Source organism: Dongia sp. P2_B8 (assembly GCF_056404715.1).
Window position 1 is genome coordinate 552,020 of the sequence record NZ_JBFUDM010000003.1, and the last position, 18,761, is coordinate 570,780.

The following is an 18,761-nucleotide window of genomic DNA, read 5'->3' on the forward strand; positions in this document are numbered from 1 at the left end:
TGTGATGAAGATAGACCCCTATTGGTGGGAGGCCGCCCCGCGCCCCGAGATTGGCCCGCACGATGTGCCGCAGAAGATCGATGTCGCCATCGTCGGGTCCGGCTATACCGGGCTCATTGCCGCCCTGAAGTTGACGCAAGCCGGCCGATCGGTGGCAGTGTTCGACACCGGTGCCATCGGGTCGGGGGCGTCCAGCCGCAATTCCGGCTTCGTCGGCCGCACGCTCAAATATTCCTTCGGTGATCTGGTGAAGGCCAAGGGCCTGCCGCATGCCATTGCCACCTACCAGGAAATGCAGACGGCCTTTCGTGCGGTCGCCGACACGGTGGCTGAGTATGGCATCGATTGTGCGTTTCGCGTGCGTGGACGCTTGGTGGTGGCGGAGACGATGCGTCAATATGACGATCTCGCTCGTGAATATGAGTTGCGGCAGCTGCATCTGGGGTCGCCCTTCGAGATGTTGGACAAGGCATCGCTGCCGCGAGAGATCGGCAGCCCACGTTATCGCGGCGGGGTCGTGCTGCCAGATCTCGCCTCGATCCATCCGGGGCTTTATCATCAGGGGCTGGTGCGCGCGGCCTTGGCGCAGGGTGTGGTGCTCCATCCTTTCACCCGCGTGAGCAAGCTTGTGCGGCAGGCGCAGGGTTTCGAGGTTGAGACGGCGCGCGGCACGATCGAAGCGCGCGATGTCATTCTCGCCACCAATGGCTATACCGATGGCTTGCTGCCCTGGCTGCAGCGGCGGCTCATCCCTTTCGATGCCTGGCAGATGGCGACGGACACGTTGCCAGCCGGCCTCATCGACCAGTTGCTGCCCAAGGACCGCACCTATATCGACAGCTATATGAACATCGACGCGATCCGGCGCGCGCCCGATGACAACCGTATTCTCTATTGCGGCAAGACCGGGGAGCGGAGCGATCCGGTGACGATGGGCAAGCGCTTGTCCGCGGAGTTGCGCGCTGTGTTCCCGGATCTCAAAGACGTCGGCGTTTCGCACAGCTGGACCGGCCGGTGTGCAGCGACCTTCGATCTGCTGCCGCATCTGGGAACCCATGAGGGCATTCACTACGCTGTCGGCTATTGCTTCGCCGGCCTGCCGATGGGCTCGCATTTCGGGCGGCTGCTGGCGCAGCGCATTCTGGCTCCGAGCTCGGTCAAATCGGTTTTTGCCGACCAGCCGTTCAAGACGGTACCGTTCTATCAGGGTAATAATTGGTTCGTGCCCTGGATGATGCGCTATTACGATCTCAAGGAAGGCAAACGCCACGCGGCCTAGGCGATGATACCACTATATCCTGGACGCGCTGCCGGATTGCCGAGCCATTCCGTGCGCTGCCGCAGATGGCGGCTGAGTTCATGGGGGTCCCGCAGCGGCTCGATCAACCCATAGGGAATGACATCGCCGATCGAGATGCGGAACTCGCTGCCGATCTTGTTGGCAACTTCATGCAGCAATAAGGCAAGGCGCGCTGTCATGCTGATATGACTGGCGATCTGGAAGAGGCGGCTGTTCTGGCCGTGGAAGAACATCGGCACGACATCGGCCCGCGTGGCGTGGATGAGCCGTGCCGTGAACGGCTTCCAGTCGAGATCGACCGCCTGGCGGGCAAAGGGTGTCGGCGTGGTGGCGACGCCACCGGCCGGAAAGACGATGAGGCAACCACCCTCGGACAAATGCCGCCGTGCGAGGATGCGGGTTTTCAGCGTCGTCGCCTTGGCTTCCGCGCTGGGATCGAAATCGATGGGTAGGATATAGCGCTGGATCGCGGCATCGGGCGGATAGAGCCGCGCATTAGTGAGAACTTTGAAATCGTCGCGGACGCGGTTGGCGAGATGGCCGATCAACAATCCATCGACGAGACCGAAAGGATGATTGGCGATGATCACCAGCGGGCCGGTCGCCGGCAGGCGCGCCAGTTTGGCCGCATCGTAATCCACCCGCAACTGCAGCAGCCGCAGGGCGGCGTCCCAGAACTCGGCCTGGCCGCTCATTTCCGCTTGATAGAGGTCGTAGAGCCGCTTCAGGCGCAGCTGACCACTCAATATTTCGATGGCGCGGATGGAAAGGCGCGCAAGCGGCGTATCGTAGGTGCTGGCATAGGTGAGGCTGAGGCCGGTCATCCGGCCTTCATGCGCCGCGGAGATTGCCATGGCGTCGCAAGTGCATGAAAGTTTGAAGACAGTAAGAGGCGAAAGCGTGGAGGCATCGCGGAAGATGCCTCCACGCCGGGTCGATCACGATGGATTTTAGTTGCAGGCCGGTGCCGCACTCTTGCAGGCGTCGAGAAGCTCGGCCGGCGGGTCCTTCTTGAAGACCGTCTTGAATGACTCAAGAACGTTCGATTGAACCACGGGCAGCGACTGCACGCCGATCCAGGCCGGTGGTGTCTTGCCGATCAAGGCATTCATCATCGCCATCGCTTCGGCGACACCCTGATCGTAAGGCCGTTGTGATCCGGTTGCCTTCAGCGGGCCACCCTTGGCGATTTCAATCGCCGACTGAAGGCCAAGATCGACCGTGGTCACAGGGATATCGACGCCCTGGGCGCGCATCGACGACAGCGTATCCAAGGCCGGCTGGTCCCATACCGCATAAACGCCTTTGACATCTGGATTGGCCGTCAGGAAGTCGCCGGCGATCTGCGACACCTTGGAGGGATCGGTGAAGTCGACCTGTTTCATCTTGATGTCCGGCCGGTTCTTCGCCATCCAATCACGGACACCCCTGGTCCGCTCATTCGTGCTGAAGTAATCGACGCCGAAATGAACGAGGCCGATCGTGCCATCCTGCGGAATGCAGGAAGCGAGGATCTGTGCCGCAATCTGGCCGTTGCCCTGACTGTCGGCCGAGATCATCGAGGAATATTCCTCCGGGTATTTGAGGCCTGTCGCAACGCTGTCCATGAAGACGAGCTTGATACCGGCCTGCGAGACTTTCTTATATGTCGGTGCGGTCGCCGTGAAATCGACGGGGATCGAGATGATGCCGTCCGGATGCTGCTGGATCGTGTTCTCGATATCGGCGATCTGCTTGTCTACCTGGTACTCGGCCGAGGCGACGCCGGTGACCGTGACGCCATATTTGTTAAGCGTATCGGTGATGCCCTGCACCTGTAGCTGCGACCAGTCGAGGTTGACCGTTTGCATGGAAATGCCGACCTTGAAATTGCCGGCCTTGACCTTGGCCGCCTCTTCGTCGGTCAGCGTCAGCGTATCGGGCGATGCCGCCTGTTCGCCATGTGGCCCCTGGCCGATGATGGATTTCGGGCCGAGCGTCGCCAGATCGACGCCCTTCACGCAGGTGTCCGGCGTTTGTGCATTGCTCGCAGTTGAAAAAGCGGCGAGTGAGCCGACCGCCAAGACCGTGGTCAGCAGCAACCTGGATCTCGAAACAAATTTCATGGGTATCCTCCGTTGATGAATTTTTTTGGTCCGTCATCATTTCTTGCGAGGCCGATGACCTTGCCTCTCTGCAAATGCTTCAGCGTTTGGTGAAGGCGACGGCAGCCACGATGATGGCGCCCTTAATGACCAGCTGCAGGGGTGAGCTGACGCCCAGCAAGACAAGCCCGTTGTTGAGCGTGCCGATGATGAGGCTGCCGAACAGCGTTCCCAGAATGAATCCGCGCCCGCCAAACAGGCTGCAGCCGCCAAGGATCACCGAGGCAATGACGTCGAGTTCCATGCCTTGGACGACATCGGGTCGAGCGGCATGCGAGCGCGCGGAAAGGACAAGGGCTGCAAGGCCGGCTAGCATGCCCGTGAGAATGAAAGCCAGCGTGGTGACGCGCTTGATGTGAATGCCGGAATAGAGGGCCGCGGTCGGATTCCCGCCAGCTGCATAGATGCGCCTTCCATAGACGTTGTAGTGCAGCAGCAGGATGCCAACGATGGTTGCTGCCAGCGTCCAGGCGATCGGCGCTGGCATGCCGAGAAAATAGCCTTCGCCGAAAACCGAAAAATATGTCTCGTCCGTGATGATGACGGGCTTGGTGTTGGTCACTAACAGCGCCAGCCCGCGGGCGGCGCTCAGCGAACCCAGCGTCACCAGAAATGACGGGATGGCCAGGCGCGTGGTGATGAGGCCGTTGACCAACCCAACCAGGGCGCCGGTGCCGATGCCTGCAATGGCACCGACGATCCAGTGATTGCCGATATAGGACATGGCAAGAGCGGCGGCCATGCCTGACAGGGCCAGTGTCGATCCCACCGAGAGGTCGATCTGCCGGGCGATGATGACGAATGTCATGCCGATGGCGATGATCGAGACCAAAGCGGTCTGTCGTCCAATGTTGAGGAAGTTGTCGAGCGACAGGAACCAGGGCGAAGCCAGGCTGAAGATCACGAGCAGGATCGCAAAGGCGATGTACAGCATGTAGGGCCGGTCACCCTGGAGCAGGGCCTTGGCCAGTTTCCGGATCCGATCCGGCTGCATGTGTGGACGCGCGGTCGCTTCCGCGGCGGCAGAATTGTCTGGGCTGGTCATGCTACATGCTCGTCCAAGGACTGGGAAAGTTGGATCAGGTGGTGAAGGTCTTCGGTGCTGCCGAAATCACCGCGATCGATGGTCTTGATAATGCTGCCGTCGACGACGATTGAAATCCGGTCGCACAGCAGCAGGAGTTCCGCCAGATCCGATGAAACGATGAGAACACCTGCTCCCTCGTGCGCCGCGTCTCGGATGATGCCGTAAATTTCCTCGCGTGCACCGACATCGACACCGACAGTCGGTTCGTCCAGCAGGAGAATCTGCGGTCGCGGATGATTCCATTTCGCAAAGACAACCTTCTGCTGATTGCCGCCGGACAGATTCTTGACGTAGGTCCACGGACCCGGCGCCTTTACGGCCAGTTTGCGCATGGCGGCCAGCGCGTGTCCGATCGATGCGCGCTGCTGGAGCCATCCAAATCGCGAAAAATGGGGGAGCCGCGGCAAGGTGAGGTTGCGTTCGATCGAATGCTCCAGGATGACACCCTGCACATGTCGATCTTCAGGCACCAGGGCGATTCCGCGCGCGATGGCGTCGGCCGGACTGCTGACCTTCAGTGGCGCGCTGTCCATGGAGATGCCGCCCGCAGCCACCGGCCGAAGGCCGAAAATGGTTTCCAGGATTTCGGTGCGACCGCTGCCGATCAGGCCGGCCAGCCCATGAATTTCGCCTTCGCGCAGCGCAAGGTCGACATCGTTCAGCCGGTCATTGCTGACACGAGACAAGGTGAGTGCAGGTGTGCCAGCGGCGGCGGCGGCTGGTCGGTCGGGCTCGTCGATTATTTCGGCTGCTTGCAGCGTCGTGTGGCCCGGCCCGACAATGGCAGTAACCAACTGCTTCATGTCGGTATCGGCGGTGGCAAACGTGCCGACATTGAGACCGTCGCGAAACACGGTGACGCGCTGCGAGATGCGAAACACCTCGTTCAAGCGGTGTGTCACATAGATCACGCCAACGCCGCGGTCGGTGACCGTGCGGATGGCATCGAACAGAATCTGCTCCTCATCGCTGGTCAGCGCCGAGGTCGGTTCGTCGAGAATGAGGATGCGCACATCCCCCATCAACGCTTTACAAATCTCGGTCATCTGCCGATAGGCAAACGGCAGCGAACTCACGGGCACCCGGGGATCGAGCGGGATGCCATGCGCTTTCAAGAAGTCGCCGACTTCCGCCATGAGCTGGCGTTTTTTCAGAAAGCCGAACCGTGTCCGCGGTTCTCGGCCCAGCATCAGGTTGGCGCCAACTGAGAGCGATTCGACCAGGCTCAAATCCTGATAGACGACAGCGACGCCGGCATCGCGGGACTTCGCTGGCGAATTGAACGCGACCTTCTGGCCGGCGATCTCGATGAAGCCAGCGTCATAGGTGTGCACGCCGCTGAGGATCTTGATGAGCGTGGATTTTCCGGCACCGTTCTCTCCCAGCAAGGCATGTACCTCGCCAGGCAGGACCTCGAGGTTCACGCCCCGGAGAGCGTGCACGCCACCAAAGCTCTTGGTGATGCCAGCAACGCGCACCAAAGGCGTTTGACCTGCCGTCGACGCTGTAGTTGCCGCTGATTCAATCATGTCGATTTGCTCCTGCCCGATCGCAGCAGCCTAAAAACTCACGGGCGCGCGCGCTCTGATGAGCACGACGGATCGTCGAGGGCATTTGCCTTCCTCCCGGCACGACGCCGAAGCTGGGCGTCGCGGCAAATCTTTTTGCGAGTTCTTTGACGTTTTTTGTGACTATTCCATCATAAAAATGAGAAGTCAATCACACGAGATTAGATTGGACGCTAGGATTTTAACGTTTTTCAATAAAGTCTGCATCCAGACCGGTGATCTAGCCTCGAAGCTATTGAGTCGGATGCTATTATCGGCGCAAAGAACGGGCGCTCGAGCCTGCCAATCGTGCGGCAAGTTCTTTGTTATGAAACTAACAGGCCTGCCAAATTGACAGGTTCGGCTTCTGGCGCCGCGGCAGCACAAGCATCGCAGTGGGCATCCCGCGTCAAAAGTCGGACGTCGTAGCGACTCGATTATAGATTAAACGTTTAGCGTAAAACTGTTTATGCACTATTTTTGTTATATGCGTATCACGAACGCAGGCAGAACCTATCGGGACCGATGGGGTGGAACCGGCTTGTGGATTGGAATCTGCGTCAATACAATCACTTGATGGTATAGTGTTGAGAGATTAGTGTCGTTCCCGGCTTGTGCTGGTTTGTACCGGTTCCGAGTCGCGCCCGAGTCGCGCTTTGATGTAGCTTGCATTTTTKCCCTTTCGGGCCAGGGTTCCGAGAATGAATCAGGATCGCGTCGAGTCGCTCGCTCAATTCCACCCCTTCACCCGGCTTAACAAGCTGCTTGAAGGGGTCCAGCCGGGGGGCGGCAATACGCCTTTGCTGTTATCCCTGGGCGAACCGCAATTTCAGCCGCCTGCCTTCGCTCTCGATGCCATTGCCGTTGCCAGAGAGAGTTGGAGCAAATATCCGCCGACCATCGGCACCGCCGAATTCCGTGCGGCGGCCAAAGCGTGGCTGATGCGCCGCTACGGGATTGAGAGCGGTTTCATCGATGCTGACCGGATGGTGGCACCCGTTTCCGGGACGCGCGAGGCGCTGTTCCATATAGCGCTTTCCGCTGTCGCCATGGGCGCGCCGAAGGGCAAAGGGAAGGTCCTGATGGCCAACCCCTTCTATCACACCTATGCCGGAGCGGCGGTGGTGGCGGGCGGCGAGCCGGCCTTCCTGCCGGCGGGACCCGAGACGGCGTTCCTGCCGGACCCCGACGCGGTGCCAAAGGATCTGCTCGATCAAGCTGCCATGGTCTATCTCTGCTCACCCGCCAATCCGCAGGGGTCGGTGGGAAATGCGGATTTCTGGCGCCGCTGGCTCGCCTTGGCGCGGAAACATGATTTTCTCATTGCCGCCGACGAATGTTATGCCGAGATCTATAGCGATGCGCCGCCGCCAGGCGCCGTCGAAGCGGCGCAGCTGAGTGGATCCTGCGATAATCTCCTGGTGTTCCATTCGCTCTCCAAGCGCTCCAGTGCGCCCGGCATGCGCTCGGGCTTTGTCGCAGGCGATGCGCGATATATTTCGCGGCAAACGCAACTCATCAATTACGGCGGTGTTGCGGTCCCGCTGCCGGTGTTGGCTGCGTCGACCTTGCTGTGGTCGGACGAAACCCATGTGGCAGAGAACAGGGCGCGCTATCAGGTGAGCTTCGATCTGGCACAACAGGCGTTGGGGCCGATCTTCGGGAACGTGAAGCCGCAAGGTGGCTTCTTCCTGTGGCTCGATGTCGGCGACGGCGAGAAGGCGGCGGTGGAATTATGGCGCCAGGCGGCAATCAAGGTGCTGCCCGGCGGTTACATGGCGCGGGTCGATGCCAAAGGGCACAATCCGGGCGCTGCCTTCATCCGCGTGGCATTGGTGTATGAGCCAGCACAGCTCGAAGGCGCGTTGGGGCGCATGGCGTCTGTGCTGGGATCTCTGGCGGGTGCCGGCGAAAACGCTAAAGTTTCAAGTAGGGGTCGATAAGCATGGCGGGCAATGGGGCGCGAGGCAGCAGCATGGCACTGCAATCCGGTTTCGGTTTTGGCGGCCCCGGCGGCTTCTCATCCTTCGTGCAGCGGCGCCTGCTGGAGGGTCTCGGCATCGTGCTGGTGCTGGCTGGCCTTGCCTATCTGCTGGCGCTCCTCACCGCCAATGGCGCCGATCCCAGCTTCAACCGTGCTGCTGATCAATCGGTTGCCAATGTCATGGGCGCGCCAGGTGCCATCTTCGCCGACTTCCTGCTGCAGGGCCTGGGGCTCGCTGCCCTCATACCGCCGGCGGCTTTGCTCGCTTGGGGTGTGGCGTTGCTGCGCGACCATGGCATCAACCGCATGTGGTTGAAGCTTATCCTGCTGCCGGTCACCAGCCTGCTCATCGCCACGGCCTTTGCAGCCCTGCCTGGGACCGGTGAATGGCCCTGGATCGCCGGCCTTGGTGGTCTTGCCGGTCATATGATGTTGGTGGGATCGGACGGCGCCGGCGGCATCACCGGGCTGGTGGCGCCGTTGATCGGCGGGTTTGACGTGGCGCTGCTCAGCCGGCTGCTCGCCATGGTGATCCTGGGGCTTGGCCTCACCGCGCTCTATCACAGCCTCGGCATCGGTCTCGGTGGCTATGTGCGCTTCGGCCGTGGTGTGGCGCGCATGGGCCGCAATATGGGCGAAGTGATCGACCGCGGCCGCAGCGGTTTGGGAACGGGGGGCTTCAAGCTGCGCCTGCCGCGCCTCGGCCGCCGCGATGACGAAGAGGATGTGCGGGACCATGCGCGGCGGGAACCGCGCTTCGGTGGCGAGGCGCCGGAACGTGGCCGGGTTGCCATTGAAATGCCGAGCCGCGCTGCTGAGAGCGATGTCTATGAACGCGGTCGCGGGGAGAAGGCGGAGCGCCTCGTCGTGACGCCGGTCCCCAAGAATAAAGACAAGGCGAAGGCCGCCAAAGCCAAGGATTCTCGGCAAGCGAAGCTGGTGCTGGAGGAAAGCGAATTCGAACTGCCGCCGGTCGATATCCTGGCGCGGCCAACCGCCAATCTCGCCGTCCAGCGCATCAATGAAGAAAGCCTGGAGAAGAATGCCCGCCTGCTGGAAACCGTGCTCGACGATTTCGGCGTGAAGGGTGAGATCGTCAAGGTGCGCCCAGGGCCGGTGGTCACTCTCTATGAACTGGAACCGGCACCCGGCACCAAGACCAGCCGTGTCGTGAGCCTGGCTGACGATGTGGCGCGCTCGATGAGCGCCGTCTCGGTCCGCATCGCCGTCGTCCCGGGACGCAGCGTCATCGGCATCGAATTGCCGAACCGCGAGCGCGAAGTGGTGGCGTTCCGTGAACTCATCGAAGACGAGAGCTATCAGCATTCGCAGAGCCGTTTGGCACTCGTGCTCGGCAAGGATATCGGCGGTGCGCCGATCGTCGTTGACTTAGCACGCATGCCGCATCTGCTGATCGCCGGCACAACCGGGTCGGGCAAGTCGGTTGCGATCAACACGATGATCCTGTCGATCCTTTACCGGATGACGCCGGAACAGTGCAAATTCATCATGATCGATCCGAAGATGCTGGAACTCTCCGTCTATGACGGTATCCCGCATCTGCTCTCGCCCGTCGTCACCGAACCCAAAAAGGCGATTGTTGCCTTGAAATGGGTGGTGCGCGAGATGGAGAATCGCTACCGCGCCATGTCGCGCCTCGGTGTGCGCAATATCGACGGCTTCAACCAGCGCCTCGAACAGGCACGCCTTGCCGGCGAGACGCTGCTGCGTCGGGTGCAGACTGGTTTCGATCCCGAGACCGGCCAGCCGATCTATGAGGAAGAACCGTTCGACCTGACCGCTTTGCCATTCATCGTGGTGGTGGTCGACGAAATGGCCGACCTCATGCTGGTGGCCGGCAAGGAGATCGAGGCGGCGATCCAACGCCTGGCGCAGATGGCGCGCGCCGCCGGCATCCATATCATCATGGCGACGCAGCGGCCGTCGGTCGACGTCATTACCGGCACCATCAAGGCCAACTTCCCGACCCGCATCAGTTTCCACGTCACCACCAAGATCGACAGCCGAACAATTCTTGGTGAGATGGGGGCCGAGCAGCTGTTGGGACAGGGCGACATGCTCTATATGGCCAATGGCGGTCGCATCACCCGCGTTCACGGCCCGTTCGTTTCGGACCGGGAGGTGGAATCGATCGTGCGGTTCCTCAAGGAACAGGGCGAGCCTGCTTATGTTGAGGAAGTGACGCAAGACGATGAAGAGGCTGGTGGTATCGAAGGTTTCGACGGTGAACCGGGCGGTGGCTCGGGCGACGAACTCTATGACAAGGCGGTGGCCATCATCACGCGGGAGAAGAAGGCCTCGGTCAGTTTCGTGCAGCGGCATCTCCAGATCGGCTATAACCGGGCCGCGCGCATCATCGAGCGCATGGAAAAGGAAGGCGTCGTCAGCACCGCCAACCATGTCGGCAAGCGCGAAGTCCTCGCCCGCGGCCTAGATGATTAAGGCTGGGGATGATTGAGGCGGGATGATTAATCGAAAGGTTTCCTATCTTGAATGATCTCACTGTTTCCCGCCGCCATCTCATGAGGATGGCCGGCAGTCTTGCCTTGCTGGCGGCGATCGGCCCTTTGGCACGGCCGGCCTTTGCCAAGGCTGTGCCGGCGAACCTCACGCCGCAGGATGAAGCTGACCTCAAGCGCATCCAGGACTACCTCAACGGCATCACGACGATGCAGGCGAAGTTCCAGCAATATTCCGAGAAGGGCGGCATCGCCTTCGGCAGCATCTATCTGAAGCGCCCAGGCTTCATCCGCATCGAATATGAACCGCCGTCACCGATGCTGATCGTGTCCGACAGCGTGTCGCTGCATTATTACGATCCCGAGCTTGACCAGATCAACCGCGTGCCGGTGTCGGCCTCGCCGCTCTGGTTCCTGCTGAAGGACGATATCGAACTGGGTGGTGACGTGACCGTCACGGCTTTCCAGCGGTCGCCCGCTGCTTTCGAAATCAGTATTCGCCAGACGGACGATGCCGAAGAAGGCAAGGTGATCCTGGAACTCGGCGACAGGCCGATGGAACTGCGGCAATGGACCATCGTCGACCAGAAGAGCCAGGAAGTCCGCGTCGGCCTGTTCGGCGCACAGTTCGGCGTCGATATCGACCAGGACCTGTTCAAGGTCCCGAAGAAGAAGAACTGAGCTTCATTGGCAAATTGTGGATGCCCGGGTCAAGCCCGGGCATGACGGCTATTTTTGGCAGCACCCCATATCGTCATTGCTGGGCTTGACCAGGCAATCCACTGTCGCAACTTCTCATCCACACGCCGTCACGAATTGATGGCTCAGCGCCTTGATCTCTTCCCATTTCTTTTCCTGCACCAGTTTTCGCGGCGCCGGCATGGATGAGCCGACGGCGGCGACATGGGCAAGGACCAGATAGTCCTTGGCGTTGTCCGGCGAGACGCCGCCCGTGGGGCAGAAATGATTGTCCGGGAACACATCGCCCCACGCCTTCAAGGTGGGCGGACCACCCAGGGTCGAAGCCGGGAAGAATTTGAAGGCGTCGAGGCCAAGGGCACGTCCGCGCATCACCTCGCCCGGTGTCGCCGCACCCGGCAGATAGGGTAGGCCCAGATCGAGCGCCAGTTTCACCAGATCCTCGGAGAAACCGGGGCTGACCGCAAAGTCGGCGCCGGCGGCGTGGGCGCGCTTCAAATCATCCACTGAGAGGACGGTGCCGACGCCCACTGACAGGCCATCGACGGCGCCCTTCAGGCGCTTGATGGCCTCGAGGCCGGCAGTTGTGCGGAGCGTGATCTCCATGCTGCAGAGACCGCCGGCACGCAGCGCCTGTGCGAGGGGTAGGGCATCTTCCAGCGCATCGATGACGATGACGGGAATGGCGCGGGATTTGCGGATGAGCGTCGCGATGGGAGTCATTGATCACCTTGCGAGGAATTGGGCGAGGAATTGGAACTGAGCGTGGCGGCTGCGCCGAGGAGCGCCAGAGTATTGTCGAGAATGACGAAGATCGGCATCGCGGCAAGGAGCGAGGACAGGCGGCCTTTGTTGGCAAAGCGCTCTTCGAACGGACTGTCGAGCAGAATAGGCAGCAGGCGTGGCACGATGCCGCCGCCGATATAGACGCCACCGCTGGAGCCGAGGATGAGGGCGAGATCACCGGCAGCGGACCCCAGGATGGCGCAGAAGCGGCGGAGCGCGTCGCGAGCGATGCGCTCACCCTGTTCCAGGCCGCGCGCGGTGATCTCCGCCGGGCTCGGCCGTTCGGCTTGTTTGCCAGCCTGTACGCTCAGGAACTCATAGATGTTGACCAAGCCCTCACCGGATAACAGCCGCTCGCATGAGACGCGGCCGAAGCGCGCCTGCAGATAACGCAGCAACTCGATCTCAAGATCGTCCTGCGGGGCGAAGTTGACATGGCCACCTTCGCCGGCAAGCGCCACCCAGCCGCCGTGGCGATCACAGATGAGGCCGGAGACACCAAAGCCGGTGCCGGGGCCAAGAACCGCACAGGCGCCCCTGGGCTCGATTGTTCCACGGCGGATAGCATGAAGGCCCTCGGGCTTGACATGGGGAACACCCAACGCCAGCGCCTCGAAATCATTCACCGTCTCAAAGCGCGACCAGCCGAAATGCTGCGCCGTTTCCACCCGCGAGAAATGCCAGGTGGAGTTGGTGAATTCGATCTGATCGTCGCGTGCCGGACAGGCGACCGCAAAGCAGGCCTCGGTGGGCTTGGCGGCTGCCCAATCGAGATAGGTGGTGATCGCGTTGCCGATATTGGGATAGTCGGCCGCGGACAGCGTCTTCATCTTCTCAAGGCCGTCCGTCCCCCGCCGCCGCAGAGCAAAGCGCGCATTGGTGCCGCCGATATCGGCGACGAGAGCCAGAGTGGCAGGGCCTGGGCTGTCAGCGGTCATACGATGCCTTCCCAACCGAAACTCGCTGCACCGAGATGCGCACCGCCTGCCTGGGCGCGGAAGGCTGCGAATAATTCGCGTCCGCAGCCGCTGGCATTGCCGCTGATGTCCGGTAGTTGGCTGGCGCGGGCGGCAAGTTCCGCCGCATCCACCTTCAAGACCAGCTGATCTGTTTCGGTGTCGAGGCGGATGATATCGCCATCCTGGATGCGGGCGATCGGGCCGTCGGCGACCGCTTCGGGGCTCAAGTGAATCGCAGCCGGCACCTTGCCGGAGGCGCCCGACATGCGGCCGTCGGTGACCAGCGCCACTTTGTAGCCGAGATCGAGAAGCACGCCCAAGGCCGGCGTCAACTGGTGGAGTTCCGGCATGCCGTTGGCGCGGGGGCCCTGGCCTTTCACGACGACAACGACATCGCGATGCAGTTTGCCTTCCTTGAAAGCCTTCTGCACATCCTGCTGGCTGGTGAACACCATGGCGGGCGCTTCGATGACCCGGTGTGCCGGCTTCACAGCCGACACCTTGATGACGGATTCCCCAAGATTGCCGCCCAGCACATGAATGCCACCTTCCGGCGCGAACGGATCGCTGGCCGGACGCAGCACGTCGCGGTCAAGTGACTGCGCTGGTGCATCGCGCCATCGCAGCTGATCGCCGTCGAGATAGGGCTCCTGCGCATAGGAGCCAAGATCGTCGCCGACCAGGGTCTTCACGTCGCGATGGAGGAGGCCGGCATCGAGCAGTTCCCGGACCAGGAAACCGATACCACCGGCGGCCTGGAAATGATTCACGTCGGCCTGGCCGTTGGGATAGATGCGGCAGAGCAACGGCGTCACATGCGAGATCTCAGCAAAGTCGGCCCAATTGATCTTGATGCCGGCAGCTGCCGCCACGGCGATAAGATGGATGGTGTGGTTGGTGGAACCGCCGGTCGCCACCAGGCCGACGATGGCATTGACCATCGCCTTTTCATCGACGATCTCACCGATCGGGCGGTAGTCGTTGCCAAGCGCGGTCGCCGCCGCAACGCGCCTTGCGGCGGCGGCGGTCAGGGCAGCACGCAACGGTGTCCCCGGGTTGACGAAAGCGGAGCCCGGCATGTGCAGGCCCATCATTTCCATCAGCATCTGGTTGCTGTTGGCTGTCCCGTAGAACGTGCAGGTGCCGGCGGTGTGGTAGGAGGCGGCTTCGGCCTCCAGCAATTCTTTGCGGCCGACTTTCCCTTCCGCATAAAGCTGGCGGATGCGCGACTTCTCGGCATTGGGCAGGCCCGAGGGCATCGGCCCCGCTGGCACAAAGACGGTCGGCAGATGGCCAAAGCTCAAGGCGCCGATGAGGAGACCGGGCACGATCTTGTCACAGACGCCCAGCATCAAGGCGGCGTCGAACATGTCGTGCGACAAGGAAACGGCGGTTGCCATGGCAATGACGTCACGGCTGAACAGCGACAGTTCCATGCCGGTCTGGCCTTGCGTCACACCATCGCACATGGCGGGGACGCCGCCGGCAAACTGCGCGGTCGCAATGTCGGTGACAGCATCCCGGATTTGTTCGGGATAATCCTTCAGCGGCTGGTGCGCCGAGAGCATGTCATTGTAGGCCGAGACGATGCCGAGATTGGGCACCACTGTGCCGGACAGCGCCGCCTTCTCGTTGGCGGAGCAGGCGGCAAAGCCATGGGCGAGGTTGCCGCAGGAAAGATGACCGCGGATGGCGCCGCCTTTGCCCTTGGCGGCATCGATGCGGGCGAGATAGCGAGCCCGGCTATCCTGGCTGCGGGCGCGGATGCGCTCGGTGACGGCTTGGATGGTGGCGTGCATGGCTGTTGTCCTCATTCGCACAGGAGGATGTCGATTGGGGTCCGGGTCTGCCGCAGCAGGGCCGCAATCGGAAAGGTATCTTCCGTGATATTGGCGATTGCGCGGTGGAGCACAACGCGTTTTTCTGAACCTGTCACCGCGAGCAGCACATGCGGCGCGTCAATCAGTGCTGCCAAGGTGAGGCCGATGCGTGGATGGCCCTTGGCAGGCTCGGCCAAGACCATGACGTCTTCCTTGGTATTGATGTTGAGCGCTGGTGCCGTTTCCGCACGACCCGGAAAGAGCGAGGCAAAATGCCCGTCTTCCCCCATGCCGAGAAAGACGCTGGAGAAGGGGCGGGGAACTGCCTTGAGGGCGTTGGAGACCTCCGCCGTCGCATCGGCGGGCGTTGGCACCGGACGATAGAGGCTGAGCAGCTTGGCTGCCTTCGCTGGGCCCTGCAGCAGATGGTGCTGGATCAGCCCTGCATTGCTGTCCGCATGTTCCGGCCCGACCCAGCGTTCATCACAGGGAATGACCGTGACCTTGTCCCAGGGAAGCGCTGTCATTGCCAATGCACCAAAGACTGCCACAGGTGTCGTGCCGCCGGGCACGATCAGGCTGGCCGCACCGGTCTTGGCGATGGCGTCCTGAAGATCGTCGGCAATGCGCGCCGCCACCGCAGCAGCCAAGGCCGCGCGGTCCTCATATTGGGTCTCCCGGAACGACACTAAATATCGTCCTCATGCCAGGTGCGGCCGTCGCGTTCGATGAGCGAGATCGCCGCTGTGGGGCCCCAGGAACCGGCCGCGTAAGGCTTTGCCGACAAGGCGGTATCGGCCCAGCCATGCAGGATGCCGTCGGTCCAGCGCCAGGCCGCTTCCAGCTCGTCCAAGCGCATGAAGAGCGCTGGCCTGCCGCGGATGACGTCGAGCAGCAAGCGCTCATAGGCGTCGGGCGAGCGGCCGCCGAAGGTCTCGGCGAAGGAAAGATCGAGTGCCGTCTGGTGCAGCTTCAACTCGCCAGGTCCCCGGCCCTTGTTGAGCATGACAAGGCGGATGCCTTCGTCCGGCTGCAGGCGCATCACCAGCTTGTTGGGATGAATGGTGCCGGCGGATGCGGGGTAGGGCGAATGCGGCGGCGTCTTGAACTGGACAACGATCTCCGAGGAACGTGCCGGCAGGCGCTTGCCGGTGCGCACATAAAACGGCACGCCGGCCCAGCGCCAATTGTCGATGCCTATCTTGATGGCGACGAAGGTTTCCGTATTGCTGACAGGGTCGGCATCGGATTCTTCGAGATAACCCGGCACGGCCTTGCCCTCAATGCTGCCGGCCCGGTATTGCCCGCGCACTGTCGCCTGCGCCACATCGGCAGCATAGATCGGCTGCAGGGCGCGCAGTACCTTCAGCTTTTCGTCGCGGATCATGTCCGCATCGAGCGTGCTGGGCGGTTCCATCGCCGTCAAACAGACGAGCTGCAGCAGATGGTTCTGGATCATGTCCCGGAGCGCGCCGGACTCATTATAGTACTTCCAGCGGCCACCGACGCCGACCGTCTCAGCGACCGAGATCTGCACATGGTCGATATGGGTGCGGTTCCACAGCGGCTCAAAGAGCGCGTTGGCGAAGCGCAGTACCATCAAATTCTGCACCGTCTCCTTGCCGAGATAATGATCGATTCGGTAGGTCTGCGGTTCGGAGAAGGCCTTGGCGACGGCAGAGTTGATTTCATGTGCTGAGGCGAGATCCTTGCCGAGCGGCTTTTCCAGCACCAGGCGCGAGGGCTGCGTCACCAGATTGAGTGCCTTCAGATTGGCGGCGATCGGTCCGAACAGATCAGGCGCGGTCGCCAGATAGAAGGCGCGCACGACCTCCTCGCGGCCTTTGAGCAACTGGGCGAGGCTGTCGTAGCTTTTGGCATCCGTGGCATCGAGGCCGAGATAGGTGAGGCGGCTGGCGAACCGGCCCCAGGATTCCTCGTCGAACTGCACATCGCTGCCGTTGGTCGAATAGGTGAGGCAATCGTCATGCATCATCTTGACGAACGCGTCATTGGCCATAGCGCCGCGGGAGACCGCGATGATGCGGCCATCGTCCGGCAGGCGCCGCTCGCGGTCGAGATGATAGAGCGCCGGAATGAGCTTGCGGCGGGCGAGATCGCCCCGTCCGCCGAAAACGATCATGTCGAATGGATGCGAAATCAGGGTAGTACGCTGCATATCTTGTCCCTATGGGGAATGGCCGCGAGACTGGTCACGGGTGGGGATGGTCAGAATCGGCCCTAGTTTGCCCCGTCGCGCTGTCCTGTGCCAGCCTTGATACGCGGCAATGGCCTGATTTCGTTCGATTTCCTGCAGAAATGCGCCCTGAATTAGTTCAGGCGGGCCTCGGTTTGCGGGTCAAATAGGCTGGTACGGCTCATATCGAGGGCAAAGCGCATGGTGCCGCCGGCCCCCTGGATATCCTGCGGCCGAACCCGGGCCACGGTGGTAGCCCCGCCCATGGTGAAATAAGCCAGAGTGTCGGCGCCGGTGGGCTCGATGACGTCAATCTCCGCCTCGACCTGGGCGGTGGCCGGGGCGCGCTCGGGGCTGCCGGCCACCGAGATCGCCTCCGGGCGAACGCCCAGCACGATGTCGCGGCCGACCCAATCGCCAAAATGCGGCTGGGTCTGCCCAAGAGGCAGGAAGCGCGGACCCTGGGTGCCATTGGCCTTGACCAAGGCGGAGATCCCGAGTTCGCCGTTCTGCTGGGCGATCTGGCCGCGCACGAAGTTCATCGCCGGGGCGCCGATGAAGCCAGCCACATACATGTTGGTCGGGCGGTCATAAATCTCGGCCGGCGTCGCGAATTGCTGGACCAGGCCATCCTTCATGATGGCAATGCGTGAGGCCAGGGTCATCGCTTCGATCTGGTCATGGGTGACATAGACGATGGTGGTCCCCAGGCGCTGATGCAGCTTCTTGATCTCGGTGCGCATCTCGACCCGCAATTTGGCATCAAGGTTGGAGAGTGGCTCGTCGAACAGGAACACCTTGGGCTCGCGCACCAGGGCGCGGCCGATGGCGACGCGCTGGCGTTGGCCGCCGGAAAGCTCCGCCGGGCGCCGGGTCAGCAGATGCTCGATCTGCAGCAGCTTGGCCACCTTGGCGATGGCGGCGGCGCGATCATCCTTGCCGACACCGCGCATTTCCAACCCGAATTCCATGTTCTTCGCGACATTCATGTTGGGGTAGAGCGCGTAGGATTGGAACACCATCGCGATGTCGCGGTTCTTGGGGTGGATGTCATTGACCAGCCGGTCGCCGATGCGGATCTCGCCGGAACTGACGTCGGTCAGGCCTGCGATGATATTGAGCAGGGTGGACTTGCCGCAGCCCGATGGCCCGAGCAGCACCAGGAATTCGCCATCCTCCAGCTGGATGTCGATACCCTTGAGGATATCGATCTGGCCGTAATGCTTTTTGACATTATTAATGCTGAGACGCGCCATTTCCTGAACCCACCCTGTCAGCGTTGTTTTCTCCGGAAATTCCCCCGGATTGCGGGCCGATGGGACACCGATTGCGACATCCTGTCAAACATCAAAATGAGCTGGCAACTTTTCCAGATGCCTTCGGTTCATAACCCAGAGGCGCCTGCATGGACGCAGGTCCTCGGACGACCTGGCCCCGTTCAACGCCGATGAAATTAATGGAGTAGCTCATGAGCAACTATTCAAGCGCGCGATCGACTGTGGAAAATGGCGCAACGCATGCTGCCGAGGCCGCGACCAATGCGATGCGCGACAAGTTTGCAGAAGCCAGTGATGCCCTGAAAGAAGGCACTGAGCGCGTTAAGGCGAGTGCCGAACGCATACAGGGTGAGGCCGGTGCTGCGGCGAAAAAAGTGGGCGAGCGCGTTTCCGAGCGTCCGCTGACCGCGCTGGCCGCAACCCTGGCGATCGGCGCCATTGCCGGGTATCTGCTCGGCCGCCGCTAAATCGACCCAATCGG

The 18,761-nt window shown here is 61.7% G+C and carries 15 protein-coding genes; 5 read left to right on the forward strand and 10 right to left on the reverse strand.

The genetic code is table 11. The features are described 5' to 3' along the window. Positions 1 to 4: 4 nt before the first annotated feature. Positions 5 to 1,279 (forward strand): NAD(P)/FAD-dependent oxidoreductase, encoded by a 1,275-nt coding sequence (locus AC1DWZ_RS10190; RefSeq protein ID WP_477169493.1) that lies wholly within the window; start codon positions 5 to 7, stop codon positions 1,277 to 1,279. Here AC1DWZ_RS10190 and AC1DWZ_RS10195 read toward each other — a convergent pair. The 4 genes from AC1DWZ_RS10195 to AC1DWZ_RS10210 form a co-directional block, all read right to left on the reverse strand. After that, positions 1,276 to 2,124: a lysophospholipid acyltransferase family protein gene (locus AC1DWZ_RS10195; RefSeq protein WP_477168776.1), complete on the reverse strand. Its 849-nt coding sequence runs from the start codon at positions 2,122 to 2,124 to the stop codon at positions 1,276 to 1,278. The genes AC1DWZ_RS10190 and AC1DWZ_RS10195 overlap by 4 nt on opposite strands. A 126-nt stretch (positions 2,125 to 2,250) precedes the next feature. After that, positions 2,251 to 3,405, reverse strand: a complete 1,155-nt coding sequence (locus AC1DWZ_RS10200) for a substrate-binding domain-containing protein (protein WP_477168777.1) — start codon at positions 3,403 to 3,405, stop codon at positions 2,251 to 2,253. 79 nt (positions 3,406 to 3,484) lie between these two features. Next, on the reverse strand, positions 3,485 to 4,489 hold the full coding sequence (locus tag AC1DWZ_RS10205) for an ABC transporter permease (protein ID WP_477168778.1): 1,005 nt from the start codon (positions 4,487 to 4,489) through the stop codon (positions 3,485 to 3,487). Next, a complete protein-coding gene (locus AC1DWZ_RS10210; RefSeq protein WP_477168779.1) occupies positions 4,486 to 6,060 on the reverse strand; it encodes a sugar ABC transporter ATP-binding protein in 1,575 nt (524 codons plus the stop codon). Before AC1DWZ_RS10210 ends, AC1DWZ_RS10205 begins: the two co-directional genes overlap by 4 nt. A 719-nt stretch (positions 6,061 to 6,779) precedes the next feature. Here AC1DWZ_RS10210 and AC1DWZ_RS10215 point away from each other — a divergent pair. The 3 genes from AC1DWZ_RS10215 to AC1DWZ_RS10225 are packed head-to-tail and all read left to right on the forward strand — an operon-like array spanning position 6,780 to position 11,223. Then, entirely contained in the window at positions 6,780 to 8,021 is a 1,242-nt protein-coding gene (locus AC1DWZ_RS10215; RefSeq protein WP_477168780.1) for an aminotransferase class I/II-fold pyridoxal phosphate-dependent enzyme, read from the forward strand. A 32-nt stretch (positions 8,022 to 8,053) separates the two neighbouring features. Continuing rightward, complete coding sequence (locus tag AC1DWZ_RS10220; RefSeq protein ID WP_477168781.1) at positions 8,054 to 10,525, forward strand: FtsK/SpoIIIE family DNA translocase; 2,472 nt, start codon at positions 8,054 to 8,056, stop codon at positions 10,523 to 10,525. Positions 10,526 to 10,572: 47 nt separating this feature from the next. Then, entirely contained in the window at positions 10,573 to 11,223 is a 651-nt protein-coding gene (locus tag AC1DWZ_RS10225; protein WP_477168782.1) for a LolA family protein, read from the forward strand. A gap of 114 nt (positions 11,224 to 11,337) precedes the next feature. Here the strand turns inward: AC1DWZ_RS10225 and AC1DWZ_RS10230 are convergent, their stop codons facing one another. From AC1DWZ_RS10230 to AC1DWZ_RS10255, 6 genes are all read right to left on the reverse strand, one after another. Further along, entirely contained in the window at positions 11,338 to 11,964 is a 627-nt protein-coding gene (locus AC1DWZ_RS10230; RefSeq protein WP_477168783.1) for a bifunctional 4-hydroxy-2-oxoglutarate aldolase/2-dehydro-3-deoxy-phosphogluconate aldolase, read from the reverse strand. Further along, positions 11,961 to 12,965 carry a glucokinase gene (glk, locus tag AC1DWZ_RS10235; RefSeq protein WP_477168784.1) on the reverse strand — a complete coding sequence of 335 codons (1,005 nt, stop codon included), beginning with the start codon at positions 12,963 to 12,965 and terminating at the stop codon, positions 11,961 to 11,963. Before glk ends, AC1DWZ_RS10230 begins: the two co-directional genes overlap by 4 nt. Then, positions 12,962 to 14,785: a phosphogluconate dehydratase gene (edd, locus tag AC1DWZ_RS10240; RefSeq protein WP_477168785.1), complete on the reverse strand. Its 1,824-nt coding sequence runs from the start codon at positions 14,783 to 14,785 to the stop codon at positions 12,962 to 12,964. Before edd ends, glk begins: the two co-directional genes overlap by 4 nt. Before the next feature lie 11 nt (positions 14,786 to 14,796). Further along, the gene (gene pgl / locus AC1DWZ_RS10245; protein ID WP_477168786.1) at positions 14,797 to 15,495 is read right to left on the reverse strand and encodes a 6-phosphogluconolactonase; all 699 of its coding nucleotides are present in this window, start codon (positions 15,493 to 15,495) and stop codon (positions 14,797 to 14,799) included. Then, positions 15,495 to 16,985: a glucose-6-phosphate dehydrogenase gene (zwf, locus tag AC1DWZ_RS10250; RefSeq protein WP_477168787.1), complete on the reverse strand. Its 1,491-nt coding sequence runs from the start codon at positions 16,983 to 16,985 to the stop codon at positions 15,495 to 15,497. The genes pgl and zwf overlap by 1 nt, the downstream gene beginning before the upstream one ends. 152 nt (positions 16,986 to 17,137) lie before the next feature. Next, positions 17,138 to 18,259 carry an ABC transporter ATP-binding protein gene (locus tag AC1DWZ_RS10255; protein ID WP_477168788.1) on the reverse strand — a complete coding sequence of 374 codons (1,122 nt, stop codon included), beginning with the start codon at positions 18,257 to 18,259 and terminating at the stop codon, positions 17,138 to 17,140. A 212-nt stretch (positions 18,260 to 18,471) separates the two neighbouring features. Here AC1DWZ_RS10255 and AC1DWZ_RS10260 point away from each other — a divergent pair, with 212 nt between their 5' ends. After that, positions 18,472 to 18,747, forward strand: coding sequence for a hypothetical protein (locus AC1DWZ_RS10260; RefSeq protein ID WP_477168789.1), 276 nt, complete (start codon positions 18,472 to 18,474; stop codon positions 18,745 to 18,747). The last annotated feature ends 14 nt before the right edge of the window (positions 18,748 to 18,761 follow it).